This is a genomic window from Antrihabitans cavernicola (assembly GCF_008297975.1).
GTDB lineage: Bacteria > Actinomycetota > Actinomycetes > Mycobacteriales > Mycobacteriaceae > Antrihabitans > Antrihabitans cavernicola.
Window position 1 is genome coordinate 1 of sequence record NZ_VLNY01000023.1, and the last position, 23,806, is coordinate 23,806.

Here is a 23,806-nt window from a genome sequence, read left to right on the forward strand (position 1 = left end):
ATGCACCGATTCCGGTACCGACACCCGAGGTGTCCGGCGGTCTGATCTGCTGCGACGACCCGGAGTTCGCCGAGAAATTCTGGAGCGGACAACTCGACCTCACGTTGGCCGAGCAACAACAACACTTCTACGACGAAGTATTCGCAACACCGACACCGCCACGCCGACACAAACAACTAATTGCCGATGAGCCCGTCATCGATCTGGACGAACTCGCACCCTTCTGATCATGGTCGCCAGGATTACGCGGGCGGGTCGCAGACCTTCCAGCCCTGATCGCTGTTCTCCAGGTTCAGGGTTCGCGCGGTCTTCTTAGACGGATCGGCCTCGGTGTAGGCGGTGACCTGGGCGATGGCTTTGTTACCCGTGATCTGCACGGCATCGATGCTGTCGACCACCGGGACGTTGCGCTGCTGCTTGGAAACTTGGTAGACCTCGGCGAACTGGTCGTCGGGGATGGTGCGGTAGTAGTCGGCCAGCGGTCCGCAGGTGTGGGTGCGCAGTGTCTGGATGTCGCCATCGGCAAGAGCGTTGACGAATGTCCCGATCGACTGCTTGATCTGGCCTTCCGGCGACGTCGTGTCCTGTTTGTTCATCAAGTAGTAGGTCAGATACGCAACAGCTGCGACCGCGACCAGCGCCACTGCCACAGCCGCGAACCAACGGCCGTGCTTCTTTTTCGGGGCAGGTGCAGGTGCTGGTTCTACGCGCTGCGGTTCAACACGCCTGGGTTCGACGCGCTGGGGCTTCTGGATAGGCAGAGCCTGGGTTGGGCCGTCCGCTGGTGACGGTGCTTTTCCTACTACCGGTGTTTGCTTCTTCGCTGGTGCCGGCGCTGGCGCTGGCTTCGGTGCCGGCTTGGCGATTACTTCCGTCGGTGCCTCGGCTGCCTTCGGCGCCGAAGGTTCGGGCTTTGCCGGGGCTGCGGCCTTGGGTTCGGGTTTCTTGATGACCTCTGTGGTTGCTTCGGCCGGTTTCGGCGCTTCCTTCGCGATAACTTCGGTCGCCGCCTCGGCGGGCTTCGGGGCCTCGGCCGTCTTCGGCGCCGAGGGCTTTGCCGGCGCCGCTGCCTTGGGCTCCGGTTTGCGGATCACTTCCGTCGGCGCTTCGGCCACAGCCTGCCTCGCTACGTTGGCCTTCTTGTTCTTCTTCTTCGCCGAGCGTGGCTGACGCGGCGGTTTCGCGGGCGCCCGCTTCACCGGAATGGCCTCGGTCGGAGCCTCGGCGTCGTCCTTCGGATCGGCCACGCGTTCCCCCTGGCACAGTCGGCGAATCGAATCTGGTGTGGGCAGCCTATCGACCGTTCACCGAGGCGGGCACAATGTAGGCCATGACGTCCTTCGGTGATTTGCTCGGACCGCAACCGACTCTCTTGCCCGGAGACGATGACGCGGAGTCGGAACTGCTCAACCACGCTGACCCCGCGAAGGTGGCGGCCGACCACCCCACCGCATCGATCGCGTGGGCCTACCTGGCCGAAGCGGCGCTGAAGGACGGCGCCACCATCACTGCCTATGCGTACGCCCGCACCGGCTATCACCGCGGCCTCGACCAGCTCCGACGCAACGGATGGAAGGGCTTCGGCCCCGTCCCGTACAGCCACGAACCCAACCGCGGCTTCCTCCGCTGCGTCGCCGTGCTGGCTCGCGCAGCGCAGGCGATCGGTGAGACCGACGAGTACGCGCGTTGCCTCGACCTGCTCGAAGACTGCGACCCGCGGGCCGCCGAAGCACTTGGCGTCGATTAAGCGCTTCGTTCCTGCGGCGCTGCGAAGCTATCCGCGCGCCCGCGCCTCGTATCAGCGCCTTCGCGTTTCGGCGCTGCCCATCGTGCAGTGCGCTCTTGCCGCGGGATTCGCCTGGTGGGTCGCATCCGACCTGCTCGGTCACCCGCACCCGTTCTTCGCACCGATCGCGGCTGTGGTGTCCCTGGGCGTTTCGCTCGGTTCACGCCTGCGTCGTTCGGTGGAGTTGGTCGCAGGTGTCACCGTCGGAATCGGCGTCGGTGATCTGCTGATTTCCGCGATCGGCACCGGGCCGTGGCAAATCTGCTTGGTCGTCGCACTTGCCATGATCACCGCCGTCGTACTCGACGGCGGGCCGGTCATCGCGATGCAAGCCGCAAGCTCGGCGGTGTTGGTGGCAACGCTCATTCCGCCCGGAAACAGCGCCGGCTATCAGCGGATGATCGACGCGCTGGTCGGCGGATTGATGGGCGTTGCGGTCGTCGCGTTGGTGCCGACGCACCCGGTGCGGCGCGCCAGGCGTGAGGCCGCCGACATCCTCGGCGTGGTCAAAGACGTGCTGCGCAAGTGTGCCGACGGGCTGATCGAGCAGGATCCCGAACCCATCGTCGCCGCGCTGAAGACCGCGCGTCAGACGCAGGGCCAGATCGATGCGTTCCGCTCGAACCTCAAGGGCGGCAAAGAGATCAGCAAGATCTCTCCGCTGTACTGGAACTCGCAGAAACGGCTCGAGCGACTCTCCGCGACCGCCGACCCGCTCGACAACGCGGTCCGCAACATTCGAGTACTTGCGAGGCGCGCGCTGACGTTGGTGCGTGACGACGAGATCCTCGATCCTCGCCTCGTCGACGAGGTGGAGAAGCTCTCGCACGCCGTCGAGGTGCTACGAGCGATGATGCTCGCCGATCCCGGTGAACAACCGGACCAGGCCGAAGCCGCACGCGTCCTGCGATCGGTGGCCTCGGGTGCCCGGTTGGAGTTGGTCGACGGTGCCGGTCTGTCGGCGAACGTGATTCTGGCACAACTGCGTTCGACGATCGTAGACCTACTCCAGGTCGCCGGATTGCAACGCGTCTCCGCGTTGGCGATTCTGCCGGTGACAGTCGCGCATCCGGCCGTTCCCCCGGAAGACTAGAACGACCTACCCAGCGCCACTTTTGCTGCTACCCAACCCATTTCGAGCAAGCCGAGGACTGCTGACGGCGACAGCGTACTCGACAGGACCGTTGTGGTGGAATCCGCGGGCAGCGGTTTGCCTGCGAAGCGGTCGTCGAGCCATTTCAGGGTCACCGGGGTACTGATCGGGTGCATCGTGAGGTGCCCGCTGATGCGGTCGCGTATGTAGGTCACATGTGCGCCCGCTGCCTGATAGCGATTGACCTGGCCGTCGACGTCGTCGACGGAGATGATCTGGTCGTTGACCGACTGGACCACGAACAGCGGCGCCGCGGGTTTGATCAATCCGACCTGAATGTCGTCGATGACGTGCACTACTTCGGGCAGAGCGAGCAGGTCCGCGAACGGAATGTCGATGAAGTCGCCCATGTCGTATTTATCGAACTTACGAATGGCCTCGATGGTGGACATCGACTCGATCGCCTTCATCAGCGACTGCCCCGCCATGGAGCTGTGTTGGCGAATCACCCGATCGAGATCGGGATACACCCGGCGCAGGCCGGCGATGACGAGAGCAGGCAGACCGGCAAACGCGGTGCCGTTGAGCCGCAGGAACGTCGAGCCGGGGTCGCCGACCGGGGATCCGAGCGCCGCACCGACGATGTCGAGTTCAGGCGCATATTCGGGCGCCATTTCGGCCGCCCACGATGTCGCAAGCCCGCCGCCTGAGTAGCCCCAAATGCCGACCTTGGTATCGCGGGCGAGACCGAGCGGCTCGAAGTCGAGTGCGGCGCGAATGCCGTCGAGCACCCGATAGCCGGGCTCACGCGGTGCGCCCCAGTGGCCCTCGGTGCCTTCGTGATCGGGAATGGAGACGGCCCACCCGCGGGCCAGCGCCCCCGCGATCAACAGGAACTCGAGCTGCGGGGCCGCGCCGACGAACTTGGCACCTCGCTGCAACGAGTGCGACGGCATCGCACGGCTGGTCACGGCGTCGATGGCGCACTGGTAGGAGAGCAGGTGCAGGGGCTTTGCGGGATCGGCGCCCGCCGGAAGCATCACCGTGGTCACGGTGGCGTCCGGGGTGCCGTTGAGGTCGTTGGAGCGGTACAGCAGCTGCCACGCGGTGATCTTCTGCGGGACGAGGCCCATCGCGCCCAGCTTCACCTTGCGACTGCGCAACAGGGTGCCAGGGGCGGTGGCCGCGAAACCGGTAGGCGGCACGTAGAACGGATCGTTCTCGGGAAGGAGCGGGCGACCTGGACGATGGTGCTCGGTCCTGGTCGGCTCAGTCGCCCAACCGACGCCTTCGGCGGTTGCATCGAGGCTCATTGAAATCCGATCTAGTCATCTGACACACGGGCTAGTCAGATACCGTAACCCATGGCTGATTGAACAGTGAAACAGCTCACAAAGTCTGCAGAGATGCGGTCGAGTCGCTTGGTCGAAATCATGCTGCGATTGCAGGGCAGCAGGAGCGCCACAGCGGCCACGTTGGCCGATGAGCTGGGCGTATCGGTCCGAACGATATATCGGGACGTTTCCGCACTCTCTGCGGCGGGCGTGCCACTGTGGACCGACACCGGTCCCGGTGGTGGGATTCGACTGTTGGACGGATGGCAATCGAAGCTCAGCGGGCTGACCGGAACCGAGACGTCGGCGCTGATGCTGCTGGGGATTCCGTCGCTTGCCGAGGATCTTGGACTCGGCTCCGAGGCTGCGCGCGCCGAGTCGAAGCTGCTCGGCGCATTGCCGCTGCCGTTGCGTATCGGCGCGGAGGCATGGCGTCGGCGATTGCATGTGGATGCGCCGGGCTGGTTTGCGCGGCCCGTGGAAGTCGGTGAGCTGCCCACGATTGCCCAGGCGGTGCTCGGCGGGTGGCGGGTCCGTTTCGAGTATCGGCGTCGGCCGGATTCCGTCGAGCGCACCGTCGATCCGCTGGGGCTCGTCGCGAAAGCGTCCGTCTGGTACCTGGTCGCAAGGGTGGGCGGTCGAGTGCTGTCCTATCGCGTCGACCGGATCGAGTCGGCTGCGGTGCTCGACGAAACCTTCGATCGGCCAGACGATTTCGATCTAGCGGCCTGGTGGGAGCAATCGAATGCCGAGTTCGACAGATCGATTCGTCGATACGCCTGCACCGTGCGGCTGTCACCGTCCGCGCTGCGATTGTTGCCGCAGTACATCGGAGTCCAGGCCGCGCAGGTAGCGACTGGGGAGCCCGATTCGGCGGGATGGGTCACGGTCGACCTGATGCTCGAGGCCGAGGTGGTCGCTCTGGGGCAACTGTGCGCTCTGGCCGGGTTCTCGCGAACTGGTGAGGGTGCGGTCGGTGTCGAGGTGATGGCGCCGCCGGAGTTGCGAGAGGCGTTGCGGGCGTTGGGCGCTGGAATCGCTGGACGCAACGGAGCATAAGCCCAGGTAGATCGCGTGAGCGCAGACACAGGTAGTGAATTACTCGTGTCGGGTACTGGTCACCTGACCTAACGTCGCATCCGGGCTGCGGCTACGAGGGGTAGCCGCAGCCCAAGGACTTTCTGAGGGGTTGGCTGATGCATCTGCCGTCATGCACCGATATGTTCGACCGCCGCCGGTTGGAGTCGGCCTTCGTCGCGCTGACCGAACGCGCGAGACATGACGCGGATGCACTGGACACCGACGCATTGGACGCCGCGCAGCGCCTGCTCGATCTCGGCATCGGCCTCATGCCTGCCGCGCGCACGTCGGCAGGGCCGTTCCAGGTGCAACCGATGGCCTGTCGCGGCCACGACTTGCCAGCTCGCGCAACCCGATTGGCCGCCAGCCCCGATACGGTGCTCTTCAGTGTCGGCTATCCGCGAGAGTTGCCGACCGCGACCGAAACGCACGCACTCCACATCGTCTGGTTCAACCTCGACTCGCTCACCGGTGGCACCACGCTCATGACGAGCGGCGGCTGCGTACGCGGGCCGGGAGCAGCGATGCGCGTCGCGATGGTGATGGCCGGACGCGGTGGCGTGGTCGCGGCGATCAGCTACGGCTCACCGGGGGCCGCGCAGGTCCACGACGGTCGACCAGGATTCATCTATATGCATTGACGATCTGCCCGGATCGACCTGGTCGTCCCTAGTATCGTCCAGGCATGCCGACACAATGGCCGACCCTGGGGCGATCGGCACAACTCGGGGAGATCAGCCGCGCGCTCCAGACCCGCAACGGGTCGAACGGCGTTGTGGTGACCGGGCCTGCCGGCGTCGGCAAAACCACCCTGGCACGAGATGCCGTGCGCGCGAGCGGACTGACGTCTCGGTGGATCGTGGGAACCGAATCGGCGAAGAAGGTGCCGCTCGGCGCGTTCTCGCACCTGATCTCTATCGAGGGCCCGATCGAACCTGCGACGGTGTTGCGCGCTGCGCGAGCCGAATTGGTGGCTCCGGGTGGTCCGGCGATCATCGGTGTCGACGACGCCCATCACCTCGACAACTTCTCTGCCACGCTGGTCCATCAGCTTGCGATCTCCGGCGCGGTTCGCCTCGTCGTCACCATCCGTGACGGCGAGCAGGCACCGGATGCCATCACCGCGTTGTGGAAGGACGAGTGGCTCACCCGCGTCGAGTTGGGGGCGTTCACTCGTGAGCAAACCGTCGAACTTGCCGAAGCCGTCCTCGATGGACCGTTGGAGGGGCCGAGCGTCGATCGCATCTTCCGGGTCTCCGAGGGCAATCCGCTGTTCCTTCGTCATCTGATCGAAGCCGCGATCGCGGCGAACAGCCTACGGCAGACATCCGGTGTGTGGCAGCTGCGCGGCAAGGGTGCCGCGATCGGATCCAAGCTCGACGCGCTGGTCGAGACCCGGCTGGGTCGTCTCACCCAGGAAGAGCGACATGTTTTGGAGGTGCTGTCGTTCGCCGAGCCGATGGCACTCGATGCGCTGGCCGATCTGACGTCCGCCGCGGGAGTCGAAGGCGCAGAGCGCGAAGGCATGATCCGTGTGCTGGATCGGGACTCGGGAATCGTTGTGCGGCTGGGCCATCCACTCTACGGCGAGGTGTTGTCGCGCCGTATTCCGGAGGCGGATGCTCGGTGCATCCGCAGTGAGATCGTCCGCAGGCTGTCGGATCCCAAGCCCGTGCACGTGGTCGATCAGATCCGACTGGCGGCGCTGGCGCTCGACAGCGATACACCCCCCGACCCGAACATGTTGGTCGACGCATCGCGAGATGCCTTGCGGCTCGGCGATATCGAACTCTGCGAACGACTGGCCGGTGGCGCGAAATCGGGCGGCGGCGGCTTCTTCGCATCGGTCTACCTGTGCCACGCACTGTCCTGGCTCGGTCGCGGCGAAGAGGTGGAAGCGGAACTCGCACAATATGATCCGGACACACTGAACGAATTCGAGTTGCTGCACTGGGGGCTCTCGCGCGCGGCGAACATGTTCTGGATGCTGAGCCGACCGGTCGATGCTCGAGCGCTACTCGACCTGCTGAACTCCCGCGCCTCCGAGCGGATGGTCTTCGACCTGGTCGCCGCGCTGGAATCGATGTTCCTGGTCTATGCCGACAAGCCGAACAAAGCCGTCGAGGTTGCGACGCGTGTGATGGAGTCTCCTGCCAGCCCGCCGCTGGCCCGAGCTTGGGCGGCGTCCGCCGCTGTGCTGGGACTCGCGGTGGTCGGCAGTTTCGACGGCATGGACGCGCTGGCAGACGAAGGTCTGGAGGCGGCCTACGCGGCGGAGACCGGTCTGCTCCGGTACACGATCGGCCTGGGTCTCGTTCTGGCACGGGCGGTTTCGGGTGATCTGGCGTCCGCTCGCGAGTTGGGCGTCGAGTATGTCGATTTCGCCGAGCTGCAGCAACCTGCTCGCTCGCTCGGCGGAATTCTGCTGGGCCGCGCGATGTTCGGCCAAGGCGATCTGGTGCTTGCCAGTGCGGAACTTCGGCAGGCTGCTGCCGCACTCGAAGGCACCGGGCTGGCCTGGGAAATGCTGGCGCCCGCCTACCTCGCCCAGTCAGCGGCCGCACAGGGCTCGGTCAAGGACGCGCACAATGCGCTGGAGCGAGCCGAGCTCCTGTTCGGTGAGAAATGTGCCATGCACTATCCCGATCTGCTCCTGGCGCGAGCCTGGGTAGCGGCATCGGAAAAAGATGTCGACCGCGCCAGGAAATTCGCGAGAGACGCCGCGACGGCTGCGGAAGGTTCGGGTCAGCTGGCGTCGGCGGCACTGGCGTTGCTGACGGCCGTGCAGTTCGGTGACGACACGCTTGCGGCCGAGCTCGATCGGTTCGAGCGCGCTGTCCCTACCCCGGTCACCGCTGCCGCCGCGCGGATGGCGCATGGGCTGGCCGATCGCAACGGCGAAGCACTCGAGGCCGTCGCACGCGACTTCGAGCGCATCGGGATGCGACTGGTCGCCGCCGACGCGTTCGCCTACGCCGCCGTGCATCACGCGAGTGCTGACCACAAGACGGGCGAGGCCGCAGCGGGAGCGTCGGCACGGCGACTGGCGGCGGAATGCGGTGGCGCAGAGACACTTGCGCTGACAGCGACAGCCAAGGCGCTGCCGTTGACCACGCGCGAGCGCGAGGTCGCGACCATGGTGGCGAACGATATGTCCAACAAGGAGATCGCCGAGAAGTTGGTGGTGTCGATCCGCACCGTCGAGGGTCACATCTACCGCGCCTGCAGCAAGTTGCACGTTCCCGATCGCGCGGGGTTGGCCACCGTGATGCGCGCCGAACTCAGGTAGTCGAGTACTCGATACATGGCATCCGCAGCAGGAACACACTGGCAACCATGACCGAGACACAGGTGTGCGTTGCGCCTTCGCCGTACCAGGTCGAGCACGCGCAGTTCGAGACGATCTGGTTCACGGCTGCCGACGGTGTGCCGTTGAATTTCCGTCGACTTCGTCGGGCATCAGGGACCGAGGATCGTGGCCCGCTGCTGCTGTCCGCAGGCACCAGCGTGCGCGCCGACATCTTCTCGCCGCCCACCGCGGACACCCTCCCGCGCTATCTGTCCCGCGCAGGCTACGACGTGTGGGTGCTCAACTGGCGCGCCAGCATCGACCTCGCGCCAACCACGTGCACCGTGGAAGATGCTGCGGTACTTGATTTTCCGAGTGCGGTCGACACGATCGTCGAGTACACGGGTGCGGATTCGATCAAAGCGGTGGTGCATTGCCTCGGCTCGTGCGCCTTCATGCTGGCCATTTCCAACGGCATGCTGCCGAAGGTCTCCACGGTGGTGAGCAATGCGTCGGCGTTGCATCCGGAGGTTGCTCCGTTGATGTGGCTCAAGATGCCACCGGCGATCGGACTTCTTGCGAAAGTGCTACCCGACCTCAACCCGCAGTGGGGGGTGCATGCGCCAGGCTTCTGGCCGAAGCTGGCTCGCACGCTGATGCGAATCGGTCACCACGAGTGCGACAACGAAGTGTGCAAGATGTCGAGCTTCTTCTACGGCGTCGGCTTCCCGGCACTGTGGCGGCACGAGAATCTGAACGACGACACCCACGACTGGTTGTCGGGCGAGATGGCTCAGGTGTCGACCAAGCTGCTGACCCACGTGAGCAAGAGCATCCGCACCGGCCATCTGATCGCGACCGGCAAGTACGACGAGTTGCCCACCGACTATATTCGCCGCGCTCCGGCGACCGACGCCCGCTTCGCGTTCATGACCGGCGACCACAACTCCACCTTCGTTCCGGTGAGCATGGCTCGCACCTTCGACCATTTCGACAAATATTCGCCAGGCAGACATGTCTTTCAGAAGATGCACGGCTACGGGCACCTCGACGTGTTCATCGGCGATCGCGCCGCCGAGGACGTCTTTCCGTTCATCCTCGACGAATTGAACAGGGACTGACGTCGTGTCCGCGGGACTGCGGTTTCGGGAGGTGATGACCGGTCAGGTCACCATGGGCGAGAAGGATCCGTGGGTGGGCTATCGGAGTCCGGCGTCGGCCGCCGTCACGTTCACGGCGCGGATCACGATCGAGGACATCGGCACGTTTCTCGCCGACCCCGACCACGCCGCGGCGCTGTCGGCGGACCTGGACGTGCCGAGGCTCGGCGGCCGGATCGCTTCGCGAGGAGGCGTTTTCGGCGTGTTCACGCCAACCGATGATGCCCGAACGACACACATCCGCTACGAGTTGCCGATCACGATCGACGACCGCCCGCATTGGCTGCACGGCGTCAAGGTCGTGACGGTGGCCGCGCCGTGGCGACTGTGGCCGGCAACCACGACTCTGCTGACCTTCATCCACGAGGGCGTCGACGACTCCGGTGCCATAGTCGGTGCCGGCGTGCTGAAGATGGGTGCGGGCAAGCTGATCAGGTCGGTGACCACGCTGCGCGGTGCCGTCGCGCAGTACCTGAGTTTCTTTGCGGGCGGGCTGATCTCGACGTATCTGCTGCGGCGCCGCGCATGAGCGCCTACGACGTCGTAGTCATCGGAAGCGGATTCGGCGGTGCCGTCGCCGCCTGCCGACTTGCCGAGGCCGGGCGTCGAGTGTTGGTGCTCGAACGCGGGAGAGCGTGGGATCCCGAAAGCTATCCGCGCGGGCGGAACGGTGACTGGCTCTACAGCCCGCGGAATCCGCACCGCCACAACGGGTGGCTGGATGTGCGCATGGTCAGCACCAACATGGTGGTCGCCGCCGGTGCGGGCGTGGGCGGTGGTTCGCTGATCTACGCGAACGTGTCCATCGATGCCGGTCCCGACGTTTTTCGCTCCGGTTGGCCGTCCGCGATCGATGCGACCGCGTTGGCGCCGTACTACAGCCGGGTCGGTGCCATGCTTGCGGCGAAGCCGATACCGGACGAGCAGAGTCCGGTGCGGTTGGAGCTGATGCGTCAGGCCGCCGGAAAGATCGGTGCCGGCGATCGCTTCGAAAAGCTAGATCTGGCAGTCACTTTCGATCGTGACTGGCAGCCGACCGAAGGCAAGCGCACGCCGACCGAGTCGAAGCAGTGGACGAATCGGCACGGTATGAAACAGGGCACCTGTACGCATTGCGGGAACTGCGTGATCGGCTGCTCGTCACGGGCCAAGAACACGCTCGACCTCAATTATCTTGCGGTAGCGAAAAGTAACGGCGCGGTCATCAGACCGTTGTGTCAGGTGAGTCATCTGTCGCGGGTGGGGGCGCGGTGGCGGGTGCACTTCGACGATGTGTCGGGTGGAACGCGTGACGCCGAGACCGTCGAAGCCGAGCGGGTGATTCTGGCCGCCGGGTCGCTGGGCTCCACCGAGATACTAATGCGCTCGCAGTTCGAGTTCGCGACTCTGCCGAATCTGCCGCGGTCGTTGGGCAAGGGCTGGAGTTCCAACGGCGACTTCGTGACTCCGGAGTGGTTCACCCGTCGCGAGGAGCCGGCGTCGCCGACCAAGGGGCCCACCATCACGTCGGCCATCGACTTTCTCGACGGTTCGTCAGGCGGCCGATATTTCGTCGAAGACGGCGGTCTACCGAACATGATGGATGTGCTGTTCGACGCGGGGGAGAAGTCCAAGACGGGTGGAAAACTTCAGCGCCGCACGATGACTCGGCTGCACCGGATCGGCGCGATGGGGTCGGTGATGCCCTGGTTCGGCCAGGCGATCGACGGATCCGACGGCGACTTCTACCTGTCGCGATCGCCGATCGCGCCGTTGGCACGCGGGGCAGGGCGTCGCGCCCTCAAGCTGGACTGGAATCCGTTGCGCTCCAAGACCGCGATCGACTCGATGGCCGCGACCCATCGCGCACTGTCTCGAGCCACCGGCGGACACCCGTTTCCACGGCTGGCCTGGTCCTGGTTCCGCGGGCTCGTCACCCCGCATCCGCTCGGCGGTTGCAACATGGCCGCGTCGCCCGCGGCGGGTGTGGTCGACCACGCGGGACGCGTCTTCGGCCATCCGGGCCTGTACGTGATGGACGGGTCGATCATTCCCCGCGCTGTCGGCCGCAATCCCTCGAAAACCATTGCTGCGGTGGCCGAGCGGGCGGTGGAACTGTTGATCGCCGAACCCTCGACTCGAGTCGAGTAGTGAACTACTCGTGCGCAGGTAATTGTCTCGACTTAGCGTCTTTTCATGACGTCGGTATGCGAGATCACCCGATTCGACGACGTTGCGGACACCGATGCGCTCCGCAACGAGATCGACTACCTCGACCAGCAGATTCTTGCGGCGGTGAAACGCAGATCGGAGTTGTCGCAGTTGGCAGGCAGGCGTCAACTCTCGACGACGTCGGCTCGGGCACAGCAGCGCCACGAGCTCGCCGTTCTGCAGCGTTTCCGCGAACTGGGCCCGGAGGGTCGTTCGCTGGGGATGGCGTTGCTGCGGCTCGGCCGTGGGCGGACTACCTCCAGAATTGGGTGAGGAACCCGCCGTTGCCCGCCCACCAATCGGGTACGCCGGAGAGCTCGAACACCCAGTAGATCGCGCCGAAGAACGCGGTGTTCAGAGCAGGGACGAACAGCAATGCCATGACGGCCAGCAGCCCGTAGGGCGCATATTGCTGGAGCTGATGACGCGTTTGCGGCGACAACGACGGTTCCAGTGCGCCGAAGCCGTCCAGCCCGGGAACCGGTAGCAGATTCAGCACCGTCGCGGTGATCTGCAGAAATGCCAAGAAACTCAGGCCGTACCAGAAGGCTTCGTGCTGAGTGTCGGATCCGAAGTTGGCGATGACGGCGAGCAGGATCACGGCGCTCACCGCGTTGACCGCGGGGCCTGCCAGGCTGATCGTCCGCTGGGTGCGCGCATCGAACAGATGTGAATGGACGTAGACCGCACCGCCGGGCAAACCGATCCCGCCGATCGCGATGAACAGGATCGGTAGGCCGATCGACAGCATCGGGTGGCTGTACTTCAGCGGATTCAACGTCAGATAGCCGCGGATCTCCACCTCGCGGTCACCCGCCCGCCAGGCTGTGTAGGCGTGCGCGAACTCGTGCAGGCACAGCGTGACGATCCAGCCGAACACCACGAGGACGAACACCCCGACGTGGGCGAGCACCGAATGCAGGTCGGCGTTCCACGCGATCACCGACCCTGCGACCGCTAGTGCCACGACGGCGAGGAAGACCGGACTCGGTCGCCTGTTCACCCCACGACCAGCCATGGATCGCTGTGCCGATAGAACGTGGAGCGCTTCACTGCCCGTGCAGTGGCAACGCCGTCTCTGGTCACGACCGCGGCAGGCGAACCCAGCTGTACGGCGCGACCGGCGGCCCAGCGGCGACGCGGGCGCAGCACCCGACCACGATCGGCGTACCCGCGCACTCCAGGCATGTCGGCGGTGGGTTCCAGATGGACAGCGGCGGCGGCTCCGGTGAAGAGCTTGGTGTCGTCGACGTAGGCCTCGCCGTCCAGTTGTCCACCTGCCGGTCCGGTGATCGTGGCACTTCCCACCAGCGCAGTTCCGGTGTCGTCGCGAATCAGCGGTGTCGGCGTGGCAGTCCCGGACAGCGCTTTCGCCGCCGCCGCCGCGCCGACTCCGGTGCGGTAGATCCTGGATGCCGCGGATTTCTGGGCTGGGACGTAGGCCACCTCGACATGCAGGCGTTCCGATCGCATCAGCCGGGTCAGTACAGCAGCCAGCGCGGCGTCGTCGCCGAGGACGATCAGCCGTGGTTTCTCGTCGGCATCGAGCACCGCGAACAGTGCGTCGACGTCGACCGCATCAGGGCTGGCGCTGGTGTTGGTGACCGGCAGCGACGTCAGTGAGATCGGGCTCGGCGCCTCGCCACAGCGAAGTACGAAGATGCTCACTGCTGCCACGATAGCCAATGCAGGCCCCGACAACGACAAGCAACGGTGGGCTCGGTGGGACTGTCCGTCCTCTCGACTAGACTGTCCTCCCGGCCACTGCCCGCGAACTGGCAGGACGCCGCAGCTAGCCGTGCGCAGCTGCGTTTCGAGGGGTAGGAGACAACATGGCCGCAATCGTGCTGATCGGCGCGCAATGGGGCGACGAAGGCAAGGGCAAGGCGACAGATCTTCTCGGCGGTCGGGTCCAGTGGGTCGTTCGCTACCAGGGCGGTAACAACGCTGGTCACACTGTGGTTCTGCCGAACGGCGAGAACTTCGCACTGCACTTGATTCCGTCCGGCATCCTCACCCCCGGCGTCACCAACGTGATCGGCAACGGCGTCGTGGTGGATCCCGGCGTCCTGCTCTCCGAGCTCGCAGGCCTGGAAGATCGCGGCATCGACACGTCCGGCCTGAAGCTGTCCGCCGACGCGCATCTGATCATGCCGTACCACGTGGCCATCGATAAGGTCACCGAGCGATTCCTCGGCAACGCGAAGATCGGCACCACCGGCCGCGGCATCGGCCCCTGCTACATGGACAAGGTGGCTCGTGTCGGCGTCCGCGCGGCGGATGTCCTCGACGAGAAGATCCTGACCCAAAAGGTCGAGGCCGCATTGGAAATCAAGAACCAGCTGCTGGTCAAGGTCTACAACCGCAAGGCTCTGGACCCGCAGCAGGTTGTCGACGAGGTGCTCACCCAAGCCGAAGGCTTCACACACCGCATCTGCGACACCCGGCTCCAGCTGAACCAGGCGCTCGAGCGCGGCGAAACGCTGCTGCTGGAGGGATCGCAAGGCACCCTGCTCGACGTCGATCACGGCACCTACCCGTACGTGACCTCGTCGAACCCGACCGCGGGCGGGGCAGCAGTCGGATCCGGCATCGGCCCCAACAAGATCACCACGGTCCTCGGCATTCTCAAGGCGTACACGACGCGCGTCGGCTCCGGCCCCTTCCCCACCGAGCTGTTCGACGAGCACGGCGCCTACCTGGCGAAGCAGGGCGGCGAGGTGGGTGTCACCACCGGTCGCGCCCGTCGATGCGGGTGGTTCGACGCCGTCATCGCGCGCTACGCCACCCGCGTCAACGGCATCACCGACTACTTCCTCACCAAGCTGGACGTGCTCTCCAGCCTGGACACCGTTCCCATCTGCGTCGCTTACGACGTCGACGGTGAACGTGTCGACGAAATGCCGATGACGCAGACCGGTTTTCACCACGCCAAGCCGATCTACGAAGAAATGCCGGGATGGTGGGAAGACATCTCCGGTGCCCGCACCTTCGACGACCTTCCGATCAACGCGCAGAACTACGTGCTACGTCTGGAAGAGCTTTCCGGTGCGCATATTTCGTGCATCGGTGTGGGTCCGGGCCGCGATCAGACGATCGTGCGCCGCGACATTCTCGCGTAGCCCTACGAGTGTGCGCTGATGGAGAGGTCTTCTCGACCTTTGCCGCAGTCATCGCACACTCGCGGGCCTGTGGATAACGGATTTCGGCTTCGGGCGGACTCGAGGCACGCTCGCAGCCATGGGGGAGTTGGGCGACCCGTTTCCGGGCTCGTGGGCGGTAAAGGCTGGGACGGTCACGCAGTGGGAACTGCGCAAGGACTTTTGCCGGATTCATCCGGACGTGTACGTGCGCAAGGGGACCGAACTCGACGCGCGGATACGCGCTCTTGCCGCCGGACATTGGGCCAAGGGCGCCGGCGTGTTGGTCGGCCTGTCGGCGGCCGCGATGCTCGGCACGCGGTGGCTCGGCGACGAGCCCGCCGAACTGGTCAAGCCGGGCACTTCGCGTGCCCCCGCGGGAATCATCGTTCGCCGCGACGAGCTGCTCCGAGACGAAACCTGCTGTGTGGCAGGGTTCACCGTGACCACGCCTGCGCGGACCGCTTTCGACATAGGTAGGCGAGCACCCTTCGAGAAGGCTGTCGTAGTAGTCGACGCGCTGATGAATGCGACGCGCACTACGCCGTCGCATATCGCAGACCTCGCAGCGCGCCACCCGGGCGCACGGGGTATTCGTCACCTGCTCCGCGTGCTCGACGTCGCCGACGGTGGCGCCGAATCGCCGCGCGAAACGCTCACCCGATTGCTGCTGATCGAGGCCGGTCTCCCTCGTCCCGAGACCCAGCTCCGGATAGTCGGTCACGACGGGTTCGTTGTTGCTCGAGCAGATCTGGGTTGGCGAGAGTGGAACGTGATCGTCGAGTACGACGGTGCCCAGCATTGGAACGACCGCCGACAACGCTCGTGGGACATCGATCGAACCGCGATTCTCGAGTCGATGGGGTGGAAGGTGGTACGGGTGAGTGCCGAACTCCTCGACTCTCGACCGTGGGTGGTGATCGATCGGGTTCGCCGGGCGCTGGCCGCGGCAGGTGCGGACGTGTGATGCCTGCAGTGCACGATGCTTGCGGCACATACACTGCGAACATGCCGTCACGGTGGCCGACTGTTCTGCGACAACGTCATCTCGAGACGATGTCGTCGGCTCTGCGCGCCAGCGGTGGTACGCGCGGTGTCGTTCTCACCGGTGGAGCAGGCGTCGGGAAGACCACGTTGGCGCGGCACGCGATCAACGGCAACACCGGAACCACGCGCTGGCTGGCGGGTACCGAAACGGCGCGCGGCATTCCGCTCGGAGCCTTCGCGCACCTGGTCGACGTCGCGGATCCCCGTGAGCCGCACTCGATTCTGCGTGCCGCTCGGCAGCACCTGCTCTCCGGTAGCTCCGATGTTCTGATCGGTGTCGACGACGCGCACATGCTGGATCAGTTGTCCGCGACCGTCGTTCATCAGTTGGCGCTCGAGCATGCCGCCAACTTCGTGGTGACGGTGCGGACCGGGCAGGAAGCGCCGGACGCGATCACCGCGTTGTGGAAGGACGGGTTGCTCACCCGTGTCGATCTAGCACCGTTCAGCCGCCAGGAGCTGGTGGAACTGGTCGAGACGGTGTTGGAGGGCTCGCTGGAATCGGTGAGCGCCGACCGGTTGTATGCCATCTCCCAAGGCAATCCGCTGTTTCTGCGCCACCTGGTCGAGGGCGCGTTGGAGGCGGGCAACCTGCGACGCGTCGCCGGAGTCTGGCAGCTGCGCGGCGAGACCGTGATCAATCCGCACCTTTCGGCGCTGGTGGAATCACGGCTCGCGGATCTGTCGCAACCCACCCTTGCCGTTGTGGAGCACTTGGCATTCGGCGGCAGCCTGGAAGCCGAGGTGGTGACGTCGCTGCACGATCACGAGGCCGTCGAAGCCGCCGAGCGTGCGGGTCTGACGCAGGTGAGCACCGAGAAGGACCGGCTGACAGTCGCGTTGACGCACCCGATCTACGGCGAAGTGGTTCGTGCGCGCACCGGAGTGTTGAAGGCGCGCAGGATTCGTGGCGAACTTGTCGGCGCGCTCGCGACGGGTAGGCCACCGCACGTCAGCGATCGCATCAGGCTGGTGTCGCTGGCGTTGGACAGCGACCGACCGCCGGACCTCGGCGCGCTGATCGATACCGCCGGTGCTGCACTGACTCTCGGCGACGTGGTGCTGAGTGAGCGGTTCGCGCGGCGGGCAGGCGAGCTGGGCGGTGGGTTTCGGTCGTCGTTGGTGCTCGCGCAGGCGCTGGTGTGGCAAGGCCACAGCCAGGATTCCGAAAACGTCCTTGCCGCAATCGATCTGGACGCGCTGAACGAAATCGAGCTGCTCACCTGGGCAACCACGCGGGCCTCCACGCTGTTCTGGATGCTCAACGATCCAGTCAAGGCGACCGCGGTGATCGATACCGCGCGCGCCCGATTGACCCTGCCGATCGGCGCCGGTTTTCTGGAGATGCTGCGTGCCACGTTCACCGATCAGCTTCCGGAAGCAGTGGAAGCCGCACGGGCCGTGCAGAAATCGCCGTACGTGACGCCGATCGTGTTGGCGTGGGCGACCTTCACGGAAGCGACGGCGTCGGTGCAGGTCGGGCATCTCGACGGCGTGGATGCGCTGGTGCAACGAGGCTTGGCAGGCCTCTCGCAATCGCCGTCCGGTCTGCTGCGCTTCAACCTCGGGCTCGCCGAGGTGCTCGCGGCGGTCGCTGCGGGCGACCTGGACGGCGCCGAGGCGGCGGCGCGGCGATTCGTCGGATTCGCGGTGGGGCAGCAGCCCGCGCGCGCGAAAGCCGGTGTACTGCTCGGTTATGTGCTGCTCCAGCGCGGCAAGCTGGCCGGCGCTCGGACCGAATTCGTCCAAGCCGTCGCGGCATTGCAGAACGTCGGGTACTCGTGGGAGTTCTTCGCCGCCGCGTATCTGTGCCAAACCTGTGCGGCGCTGGGCCTCGCAAGCGAAGGAGCCGATGCGCTGCGCCGTGCCGAAGGACTGGTCGGCGGGAACGTGGCAGTGCTGGGGTCCGAACTCGACGTGTCGCGAGCCTGGCAGGCCGGCGTCGAAGGTAGAACGTCCGCCGCCGTCGAACACACGCAGAGCGCCGCTGCAATCGCCGCGAAATCCGGCCGAGTGGCGATGCAGGCATCGGCACTGTTCACCGCGGTTCGCTTCGGCGATCGGGCCGCTGCAACCGAATTGATTGAATTTGCAACGGGTCTCGAAGGCGATCTCGCCGCCATGCAGGTCGCGCATGCCGAGGCGTTCGCTGCCGACGATGCCGCGAAACTGGCCGCTGTCGCCACCCGCTGGGAGGATGCGGGCTTCTTGGTTGCGGCGGCCGACGCTGCTGCGCAGTCCGCAATCGCGTTCACCAGAGCGGGCGATCGACGAGGCGAACTCGCGTCGTCCGCGGTTGCGTTCCGGTTGTCGCAGGCGTGTGACGGCGCGAAAACGCCTGCGCTGGTTGTCGAGTCGAATCCGCTGCCGTTGACCGCACGCGAACGCGAAATCGCCTCACTCGTCGGAATGGGATTGTCCAACAAGGAGATTGCCGACCGCTTGACCGTTTCCGTGCGCACCGTCGAAGGTCACATCTATCGCTCGTGCATCAAACTGGACGTGGCGGATCGCGACGGCCTCGCCGAAGCGGTGAAGCATGTTTTCCGACAGTAAATAAATGCCGGCATAGACAGGTAGTCGACTACGCGGTCGCTGGGTTCCGTTCGCGCTCATGCTTTGTGTACAACCCCTTCGATAATTGGGCTGAAACATGAGGCAACCGACATTAACCTTGACAGATATGACTCGTAGCTGGCCGTTGGTCGAACGGCAGATCGAGTTCGACACCATTCGATCGGCTCTCACGGACGACAACGGCGGGTGCGGTGTCGTCCTTGTCGGCGATGCGGGCGTCGGCAAGACCACGCTGGCGCGGACAGCGACTAGCTCGCTGCCCGACGACGTGAAATGGGTTGCTGGAACGGAATCCGCACGCAGTATTCCCCTGGGCGTCTTCGCTCACCTCGTCGGCGCATCCACCTCCCGCGACCCGGTGACGTTCCTCTCGGCGGCGCGGGAATCGTTGCTTGCCGACGGCCACATCATCATCGGTGTCGACGACGCCCACCTGCTCGATCAGCTGTCCGCAACGCTGTTGCACCAGTTGGCGATCGATCGCGCGGTGCACATCGTCGCGACCGTCCGCAGCGGTGAAACAGTGCCCGATGCCGTGACCTCCCTCTGGAAGGACGGTCATCTGAAGCTGCTCGACCTGTCGCCGTTCACCAAGGTTCAAAGCGTCGAGCTGATCGAGTCGGTGCTCGGCGGTCACCTCGAGGGCCTGAGTTCCGATCTCATCTGGGAAGCATCCGGCGGCAACGCACTGTTCCTCCGTCACCTGGTCGAGGGTGCGGTCGAATCCGGCGCGATGCGGCAGGTCAGCGGCGTGTGGCAACTACGTGGGCGGACAGCGATCACGTCTGAGTTGGCGTCGCTGTTGGAGGGACGCATCGACCAACTTCCCGATCCGGTGCTGCACGCCTTGAAGCTGCTCACGTTCTGCGAGCCGCTCGATCTCGATGCGCTGGAGGAGTTGGCGGGCGAAGAGGCGGTGGAGGAAGCCGAAGCACGCGGAGTGGTGAAGATCGAACAGGACGGCCATCGGCTGACCGTTCGGTACACGCACCCCATGCTCGGTGATGTGATCCGTCGCAGGCTCGGATTGGCATCGGCCCGCCGGTTGCGTGGTCAGCTGGTCAAGGCGCTGCAGGTCCGCGACATCAGTTCGCCGTCGGAGAGGGTTCGGTTGGCCGAGCTGATCATGGACAGCGACCAGGAGGGCAACGAAGCACTGTTGTGCTCCGCGGCCAAGTACACAATCACTATGGGTAACCTCTCGCTCGGTGAGCGATTCGCCAGGGAGGCGCTCAACCGCGGTGGTGGGCTTGCCGCGGCGGATCTGCTCGCCCGATCGCTGCTGTGGCAGGGCAGGCCGCAGGAGGTGGAGCAGACGCTGCTGCCGTACGAACCCGCCGACCTCGACGAGGTTCAGCTGATCAACTGGGGCGGGACCAGAATCGCGAATTTCATCTTCTCGATGGGGAATTCGCGTTTGGTGGCCGAGACCTTCGACTTGCTGCGGAAGCGTTTGACGGCGCCGCCGCTGGTGTTGCTCGTGGATGGGATCGCGTCGGCGCATGCGCTGCACGAGAATCGGCTGACCGATGCGGTCGAGTTCGCCGAGCGGGTGTTGGCCGACCCGGACGCTTTGCCGTGGGCGGTGGAATGGGCGGTCTTCGGTGGCGAGCGCGCTCTCGCGCTGATGGGTCGAGGCGACCGTTGCGCGGCGCTGTCCGAGCGGGTCAACGCAATCGGTTCCAAGCTCGACGGACTGCTGCGGTATCCGGCGATGTTCGGTGAAATACATGCACTGGTGCTTGCTGGTGAACTGACGAAGGCTCGACAGTTGGCGGCGAAGTATTCCGAGTTCTCGTCGTCCGGCCAGTACATGGCGTGGGCGATGGCGAACACGCTGGTCGGCGTGGTGGAAGTCGGCCAGGGGCGCTTCCCGGCTGCGATCGAACGGTTGGAGCAAGCGGTGGCCGCGATGGCGTCGGATTCGGCAGCCGCGTGGAGCTTCCCGGCGAGAATTGCTGTTGCCCAGGCCTATTCGGCTCTCGGACGTAGCACCGACGCGCAACGCGAAATTGCTGCGGCGCAGTCACGCGGCGGCAAGCATGTGGCCGTGTTCGGGCCGCAGCTCGAACTGGCTCGGGCGTGGGCGGCGGCGTCGGAGGGCACCACCGGCCGCGCCGTGGATCTCGCGCGCGGATCGGCGGTGGCGGCCGCGGAATCCGGGCAGTTCGCGATCGAAGCAGAAGCACTCCACGCGGCAGCTCGCTTCGGCGACAAGACCGTCGCCGATCGGCTCGCCGAGGTTGCCGCACAGATCGACGGCCGCATGGTCGGCGTGCAAGCGCGGTACGCAGCGGCGTTCGCCACCGACGACGGGCTCGGATTGGACTCGGCCGCAGCGGAGTTCGAATCGCTGGGCGCTCTGCTCTACGCAGCCGATGCGGCGGCGCACGCGGCATCGGCACACGATCGGGCAGGCAACCGGAGGCAGACGGTGGAGTCGGCAGCAACGGCCAGTCGCCTTGCCGCGCTGTGCGGCGGGGCATCGACACCGGCGCTGAGCGCTGCGGCGCAACCGTTGCCCTTGACCTCGCGTGAACGCGAAATCGCGAATCTGGTGGCGGCGCGATTGTCCAACAAGGAGATTGCCGACCGGTTGTTCGTGTCCGTGCGGACCGTCGAAGGCCACCTCTATCGGGCGTGCATCAAGCTCGATGTATCCGACCGCGACGCCCTCGGCGCGCTCATGCGTGGCGAGGGCGGCTAGAACAACACCGGATCGTCGAAGCCTGGCGCGTGCTCGATCGCGAGCAGCCTGCGCTTGGTTCCGGTGCCGCCGGGGGCGGAGAAACCGCGAAGCTCGTTGCCCGCGGCGAGCACTCGGTGGCACGGGACGATCAACGGGATCGGATTGCGGCCGAGCGACTGACCGACTGCCTGCGCGGCACCGCGCAGCTCGAGTAGGTCGGCGACGTCGCCGTAGGTAAGCGTGCGGCCGGGGTCGATGTCGCGGGTGACGGCGTAGACGTTGCGGTCGAAATCGGTGACGCGGCGGAGGTCGAGCGGGATCCAGCGCAGGTCGTCGGCGGAGCCGTCGAGGTGGGCGACGATTGCCGAGATCGCGCGTTCGATCTCGGGCGTCGGCTGCTGCTGCGCGGCGCGGTGCACACGTCGTAGCCGGTCCTCGGTGTCCGCGGCCGTGGCTTCGGGAAGCTCGAAGGCGACAACTCCGACTCCCGACCACGCGATGCCGCACGTGCCGATCGCGGTATCGAAGAGCGTGTAGCCGTTCACGTGGTCGAGTATGCCGGTGGGGTCCGACAAGCCAGTGATCGAGCAGTCCAGTTCGACGCGACTGGACCGCTACGCCGCGAGCTGATCGGGAGTGTCGTCGACCTTGTGGACCGGCGCGGACGTTGGCTCCGGTGCATCCTGATGCGCGTACATCGCTGCGAGGTCGGCGTAGAGCCGCTCTTCTTCACGATTGCGCGGTAAGAAGCCTGCCAGCGGAGAAGTGGGTAGGAACTGGTGCAGATGGAAGAGTTCGCGACTGGTCCGGTTCGGCGTGTAGTGGTAGATGACGGCGGCGAAGGCGCCGATGGCGAGGAGAGTGAGGATTGAATACATGAAGGAACTGTGCTCGCATCTGGCCTTGCAATAAAGTGCCAAGAGTTAAATACTGGACTGCATGGCTATGAGAGTGATCGGCGTGAGCAGCTTGACCCGCGACCTCGGCAACTGGCGTCAGGACGATGATTCCACCAGGCGGAAGTCCGCGCGACCCGCCTACCTCGCCCTCGCCGAGGGCATTCGGCTGTTGATTCACGACGGTCGTATTCCGCTCGGTGTCGCGCTGCCCAGCGAGCGCGATCTTGCCGGCGCACTCTCATTGAGCAGAACCACCATCACGTCCACGTACTCGGTGCTGCGCGACGACGGATACCTGATCAGTCGCCAGGGCTCGCGAAGCACGGTGGCGCTCCCGACGGGTGCGACGCCCAACGGTCTGATGTTTCACGCCACCGTGCCGAAGCCGGACGCACCGACGATCGATATGAGCTACGCCGCCATGTCTGCGCCCCCGGAGGTGGAGAGCGCATACGTCGCGGCGGTGCAGGCATTGCCCGCGTACCTGCCGTCGCACGGCATGGAGCCGATCGGGATCGCCGTGCTGCGTGAGGCGATCGCCGCCCGCTTCCGCGCGCGCGGACTACCGACCGAGCCGGAGCAGATCATGGTGACTCTCGGCGCCCAGCATGCACTGCGATTGTTGCTCGGTGCGCTGACGTCGCCGGGGGAGCGGGTGCTGATCGAGCACCCCACCTACCCCAACGGCATCGAGGCGATTCGGAGCACCGGTGCTCGACCGGTTCCGGTTCCGCTGCGTCCCGACGCCGGCGGTGCGGGTTGGGATCTCGACGGAATCCGCAGCGCCGCTAGGCAAACCGCGGCTCGACTTGCGTACCTCATCCCCGACTTCCACAATCCGACCGGCTTGACCATGGACGAGGCCGGTCGCATCGAACTCTGCCGCATCGCGCGCGAAACCCGGATGACGGTCGTGGTGGACGAGTCGATGGTCGACCTGAGTCTCGACCTGACGCCGCCGCCTCCGGTTGCGTCGTTCGCGCGCGGCGGCGAGATCGTGACGATCGGATCGTCGTCCAAGTCGTTCTGGGGTGGATTGCGCGTGGGCTGGATCCGCGCCAACGCGAACCTGATCACCCGTCTCGCCGGTGCCCGCTCCGCCGTCGACCTCGGCACCCCGGTGATGGATCAATTGGCGACTGCGCATCTGCTGTCCACCGACGCCGACAAGATCCTGGAGGTCCGTCGACACACGCTCCGGAATCAGCGTGCCGCGTTGCTCGGGGCGCTCGCGGAACAGCTACCCGATTGGCAACCGCTGCACGGCGGCGGTGGCATGTCGATGTGGGTGCAGCTGCCTGCGCCGGTGTCGACGGCACTGGCGGCGACGGCGCCGAACTACGGCGTGCTGCTTGCCGCCGGTCCGCGCTTCGGAGTGGAGGGCGCATTCGAGCGCTTCATTCGACTGCCGTTCGCGCGCAACGAGTGCGACCTTCGAGTGGCCGTCAGTGGAATCGCCGCGGCGTACGAGGTTCTTGCGCCGCGTTCCGAAGAATCCGACGCGACGCTGGTGTGCGTTTAG

At 65.6% G+C, this 23,806-nt stretch carries 21 protein-coding genes; 15 read left to right on the forward strand and 6 right to left on the reverse strand.

Annotated elements, in window-relative coordinates; all coding sequences use genetic code 11:
- Nucleotides 1–227: hypothetical protein (locus tag FOY51_RS27340; protein WP_187776469.1), on the forward strand; the 227-nt coding region annotated here is incomplete at its 5' end.
- Nucleotides 228–242: 15 nt separating this feature from the next.
- Here FOY51_RS27340 and FOY51_RS25290 read toward each other — a convergent pair.
- Nucleotides 243–1,247 carry an Rv0361 family membrane protein gene (locus tag FOY51_RS25290; RefSeq protein ID WP_149433043.1) on the reverse strand — a complete coding sequence of 335 codons (1,005 nt, stop codon included), beginning with the start codon at nucleotides 1,245–1,247 and terminating at the stop codon, nucleotides 243–245.
- 83 nt (nucleotides 1,248–1,330) lie between these two features.
- Here FOY51_RS25290 and FOY51_RS25295 point away from each other — a divergent pair, with 83 nt between their 5' ends.
- Nucleotides 1,331–1,747 carry a DUF3151 domain-containing protein gene (locus FOY51_RS25295; protein ID WP_149433044.1) on the forward strand — a complete coding sequence of 139 codons (417 nt, stop codon included), beginning with the start codon at nucleotides 1,331–1,333 and terminating at the stop codon, nucleotides 1,745–1,747.
- Nucleotides 1,734–2,879, forward strand: a complete 1,146-nt coding sequence (locus FOY51_RS25300) for an FUSC family protein (RefSeq protein ID WP_371830488.1) — start codon at nucleotides 1,734–1,736, stop codon at nucleotides 2,877–2,879. Before FOY51_RS25295 ends, FOY51_RS25300 begins: the two co-directional genes overlap by 14 nt.
- Here the strand turns inward: FOY51_RS25300 and FOY51_RS25305 are convergent.
- Entirely contained in the window at nucleotides 2,876–4,192 is a 1,317-nt protein-coding gene (locus tag FOY51_RS25305; RefSeq protein WP_149433045.1) for a lipase family protein, read from the reverse strand. The genes FOY51_RS25300 and FOY51_RS25305 overlap by 4 nt on opposite strands.
- Nucleotides 4,193–4,285: 93 nt before the next feature.
- Between FOY51_RS25305 and FOY51_RS25310 the strand changes: the two genes are divergently transcribed.
- From FOY51_RS25310 to FOY51_RS25340, 7 genes are all read left to right on the forward strand, one after another.
- The gene (locus FOY51_RS25310; RefSeq protein ID WP_149433046.1) at nucleotides 4,286–5,272 is read left to right on the forward strand and encodes a helix-turn-helix transcriptional regulator; all 987 of its coding nucleotides are present in this window, start codon (nucleotides 4,286–4,288) and stop codon (nucleotides 5,270–5,272) included.
- Nucleotides 5,273–5,409: 137 nt separating this feature from the next.
- On the forward strand, nucleotides 5,410–5,934 hold the full coding sequence (locus FOY51_RS25315; RefSeq protein WP_149433047.1) for a hypothetical protein: 525 nt from the start codon (nucleotides 5,410–5,412) through the stop codon (nucleotides 5,932–5,934).
- Nucleotides 5,935–5,978: 44 nt separating this feature from the next.
- Entirely contained in the window at nucleotides 5,979–8,582 is a 2,604-nt protein-coding gene (locus tag FOY51_RS25320; RefSeq protein WP_149433048.1) for an ATP-binding protein, read from the forward strand.
- A 47-nt stretch (nucleotides 8,583–8,629) separates the two neighbouring features.
- The gene (locus FOY51_RS25325) at nucleotides 8,630–9,703 is read left to right on the forward strand and encodes an alpha/beta hydrolase family protein (protein WP_149433049.1); all 1,074 of its coding nucleotides are present in this window, start codon (nucleotides 8,630–8,632) and stop codon (nucleotides 9,701–9,703) included.
- 4 nt (nucleotides 9,704–9,707) lie between these two features.
- Nucleotides 9,708–10,271 carry a hypothetical protein gene (locus FOY51_RS25330; RefSeq protein ID WP_149433050.1) on the forward strand — a complete coding sequence of 188 codons (564 nt, stop codon included), beginning with the start codon at nucleotides 9,708–9,710 and terminating at the stop codon, nucleotides 10,269–10,271.
- Nucleotides 10,268–11,872, forward strand: a complete 1,605-nt coding sequence (locus tag FOY51_RS25335; RefSeq protein WP_149433051.1) for an FAD-dependent oxidoreductase — start codon at nucleotides 10,268–10,270, stop codon at nucleotides 11,870–11,872. The genes FOY51_RS25330 and FOY51_RS25335 overlap by 4 nt, the downstream gene beginning before the upstream one ends.
- 45 nt (nucleotides 11,873–11,917) lie before the next feature.
- Nucleotides 11,918–12,205: a chorismate mutase gene (locus FOY51_RS25340; RefSeq protein WP_149433052.1), complete on the forward strand. Its 288-nt coding sequence runs from the start codon at nucleotides 11,918–11,920 to the stop codon at nucleotides 12,203–12,205.
- Here the strand turns inward: FOY51_RS25340 and FOY51_RS25345 are convergent.
- The gene (locus FOY51_RS25345) at nucleotides 12,186–12,950 is read right to left on the reverse strand and encodes a site-2 protease family protein (RefSeq protein WP_149433053.1); all 765 of its coding nucleotides are present in this window, start codon (nucleotides 12,948–12,950) and stop codon (nucleotides 12,186–12,188) included. The genes FOY51_RS25340 and FOY51_RS25345 overlap by 20 nt on opposite strands.
- On the reverse strand, nucleotides 12,932–13,600 hold the full coding sequence (locus FOY51_RS25350; protein ID WP_235916751.1) for a hypothetical protein: 669 nt from the start codon (nucleotides 13,598–13,600) through the stop codon (nucleotides 12,932–12,934). Before FOY51_RS25350 ends, FOY51_RS25345 begins: the two co-directional genes overlap by 19 nt.
- Nucleotides 13,601–13,764: 164 nt before the next feature.
- Between FOY51_RS25350 and FOY51_RS25355 the strand changes: the two genes are divergently transcribed.
- The 4 genes from FOY51_RS25355 to FOY51_RS25370 all read left to right on the forward strand — a co-directional run bounded on the left by FOY51_RS25355 (nucleotide 13,765) and on the right by FOY51_RS25370 (nucleotide 21,403).
- Nucleotides 13,765–15,054 carry an adenylosuccinate synthase gene (locus FOY51_RS25355; protein WP_149433054.1) on the forward strand — a complete coding sequence of 430 codons (1,290 nt, stop codon included), beginning with the start codon at nucleotides 13,765–13,767 and terminating at the stop codon, nucleotides 15,052–15,054.
- Nucleotides 15,055–15,172: 118 nt separating this feature from the next.
- Nucleotides 15,173–16,039 (forward strand): endonuclease domain-containing protein, encoded by an 867-nt coding sequence (locus tag FOY51_RS25360; protein ID WP_149433055.1) that lies wholly within the window; start codon nucleotides 15,173–15,175, stop codon nucleotides 16,037–16,039.
- Between the two features lie 41 nt (nucleotides 16,040–16,080).
- Entirely contained in the window at nucleotides 16,081–18,675 is a 2,595-nt protein-coding gene (locus FOY51_RS25365) for a helix-turn-helix transcriptional regulator (RefSeq protein WP_187776470.1), read from the forward strand.
- Nucleotides 18,676–18,802: 127 nt separating this feature from the next.
- Entirely contained in the window at nucleotides 18,803–21,403 is a 2,601-nt protein-coding gene (locus FOY51_RS25370; RefSeq protein WP_149433057.1) for a helix-turn-helix transcriptional regulator, read from the forward strand.
- Here FOY51_RS25370 and FOY51_RS25375 read toward each other — a convergent pair.
- On the reverse strand, nucleotides 21,400–21,930 hold the full coding sequence (locus FOY51_RS25375) for a methylated-DNA--[protein]-cysteine S-methyltransferase (RefSeq protein ID WP_235916753.1): 531 nt from the start codon (nucleotides 21,928–21,930) through the stop codon (nucleotides 21,400–21,402). The genes FOY51_RS25370 and FOY51_RS25375 overlap by 4 nt on opposite strands.
- Before the next feature lie 69 nt (nucleotides 21,931–21,999).
- A complete protein-coding gene (locus FOY51_RS25380; protein WP_149433058.1) occupies nucleotides 22,000–22,263 on the reverse strand; it encodes a hypothetical protein in 264 nt (87 codons plus the stop codon).
- A gap of 61 nt (nucleotides 22,264–22,324) precedes the next feature.
- Between FOY51_RS25380 and yczR the strand changes: the two genes are divergently transcribed.
- Nucleotides 22,325–23,806 carry a MocR-like transcription factor YczR gene (gene yczR / locus FOY51_RS25385; RefSeq protein WP_149433059.1) on the forward strand — a complete coding sequence of 494 codons (1,482 nt, stop codon included), beginning with the start codon at nucleotides 22,325–22,327 and terminating at the stop codon, nucleotides 23,804–23,806.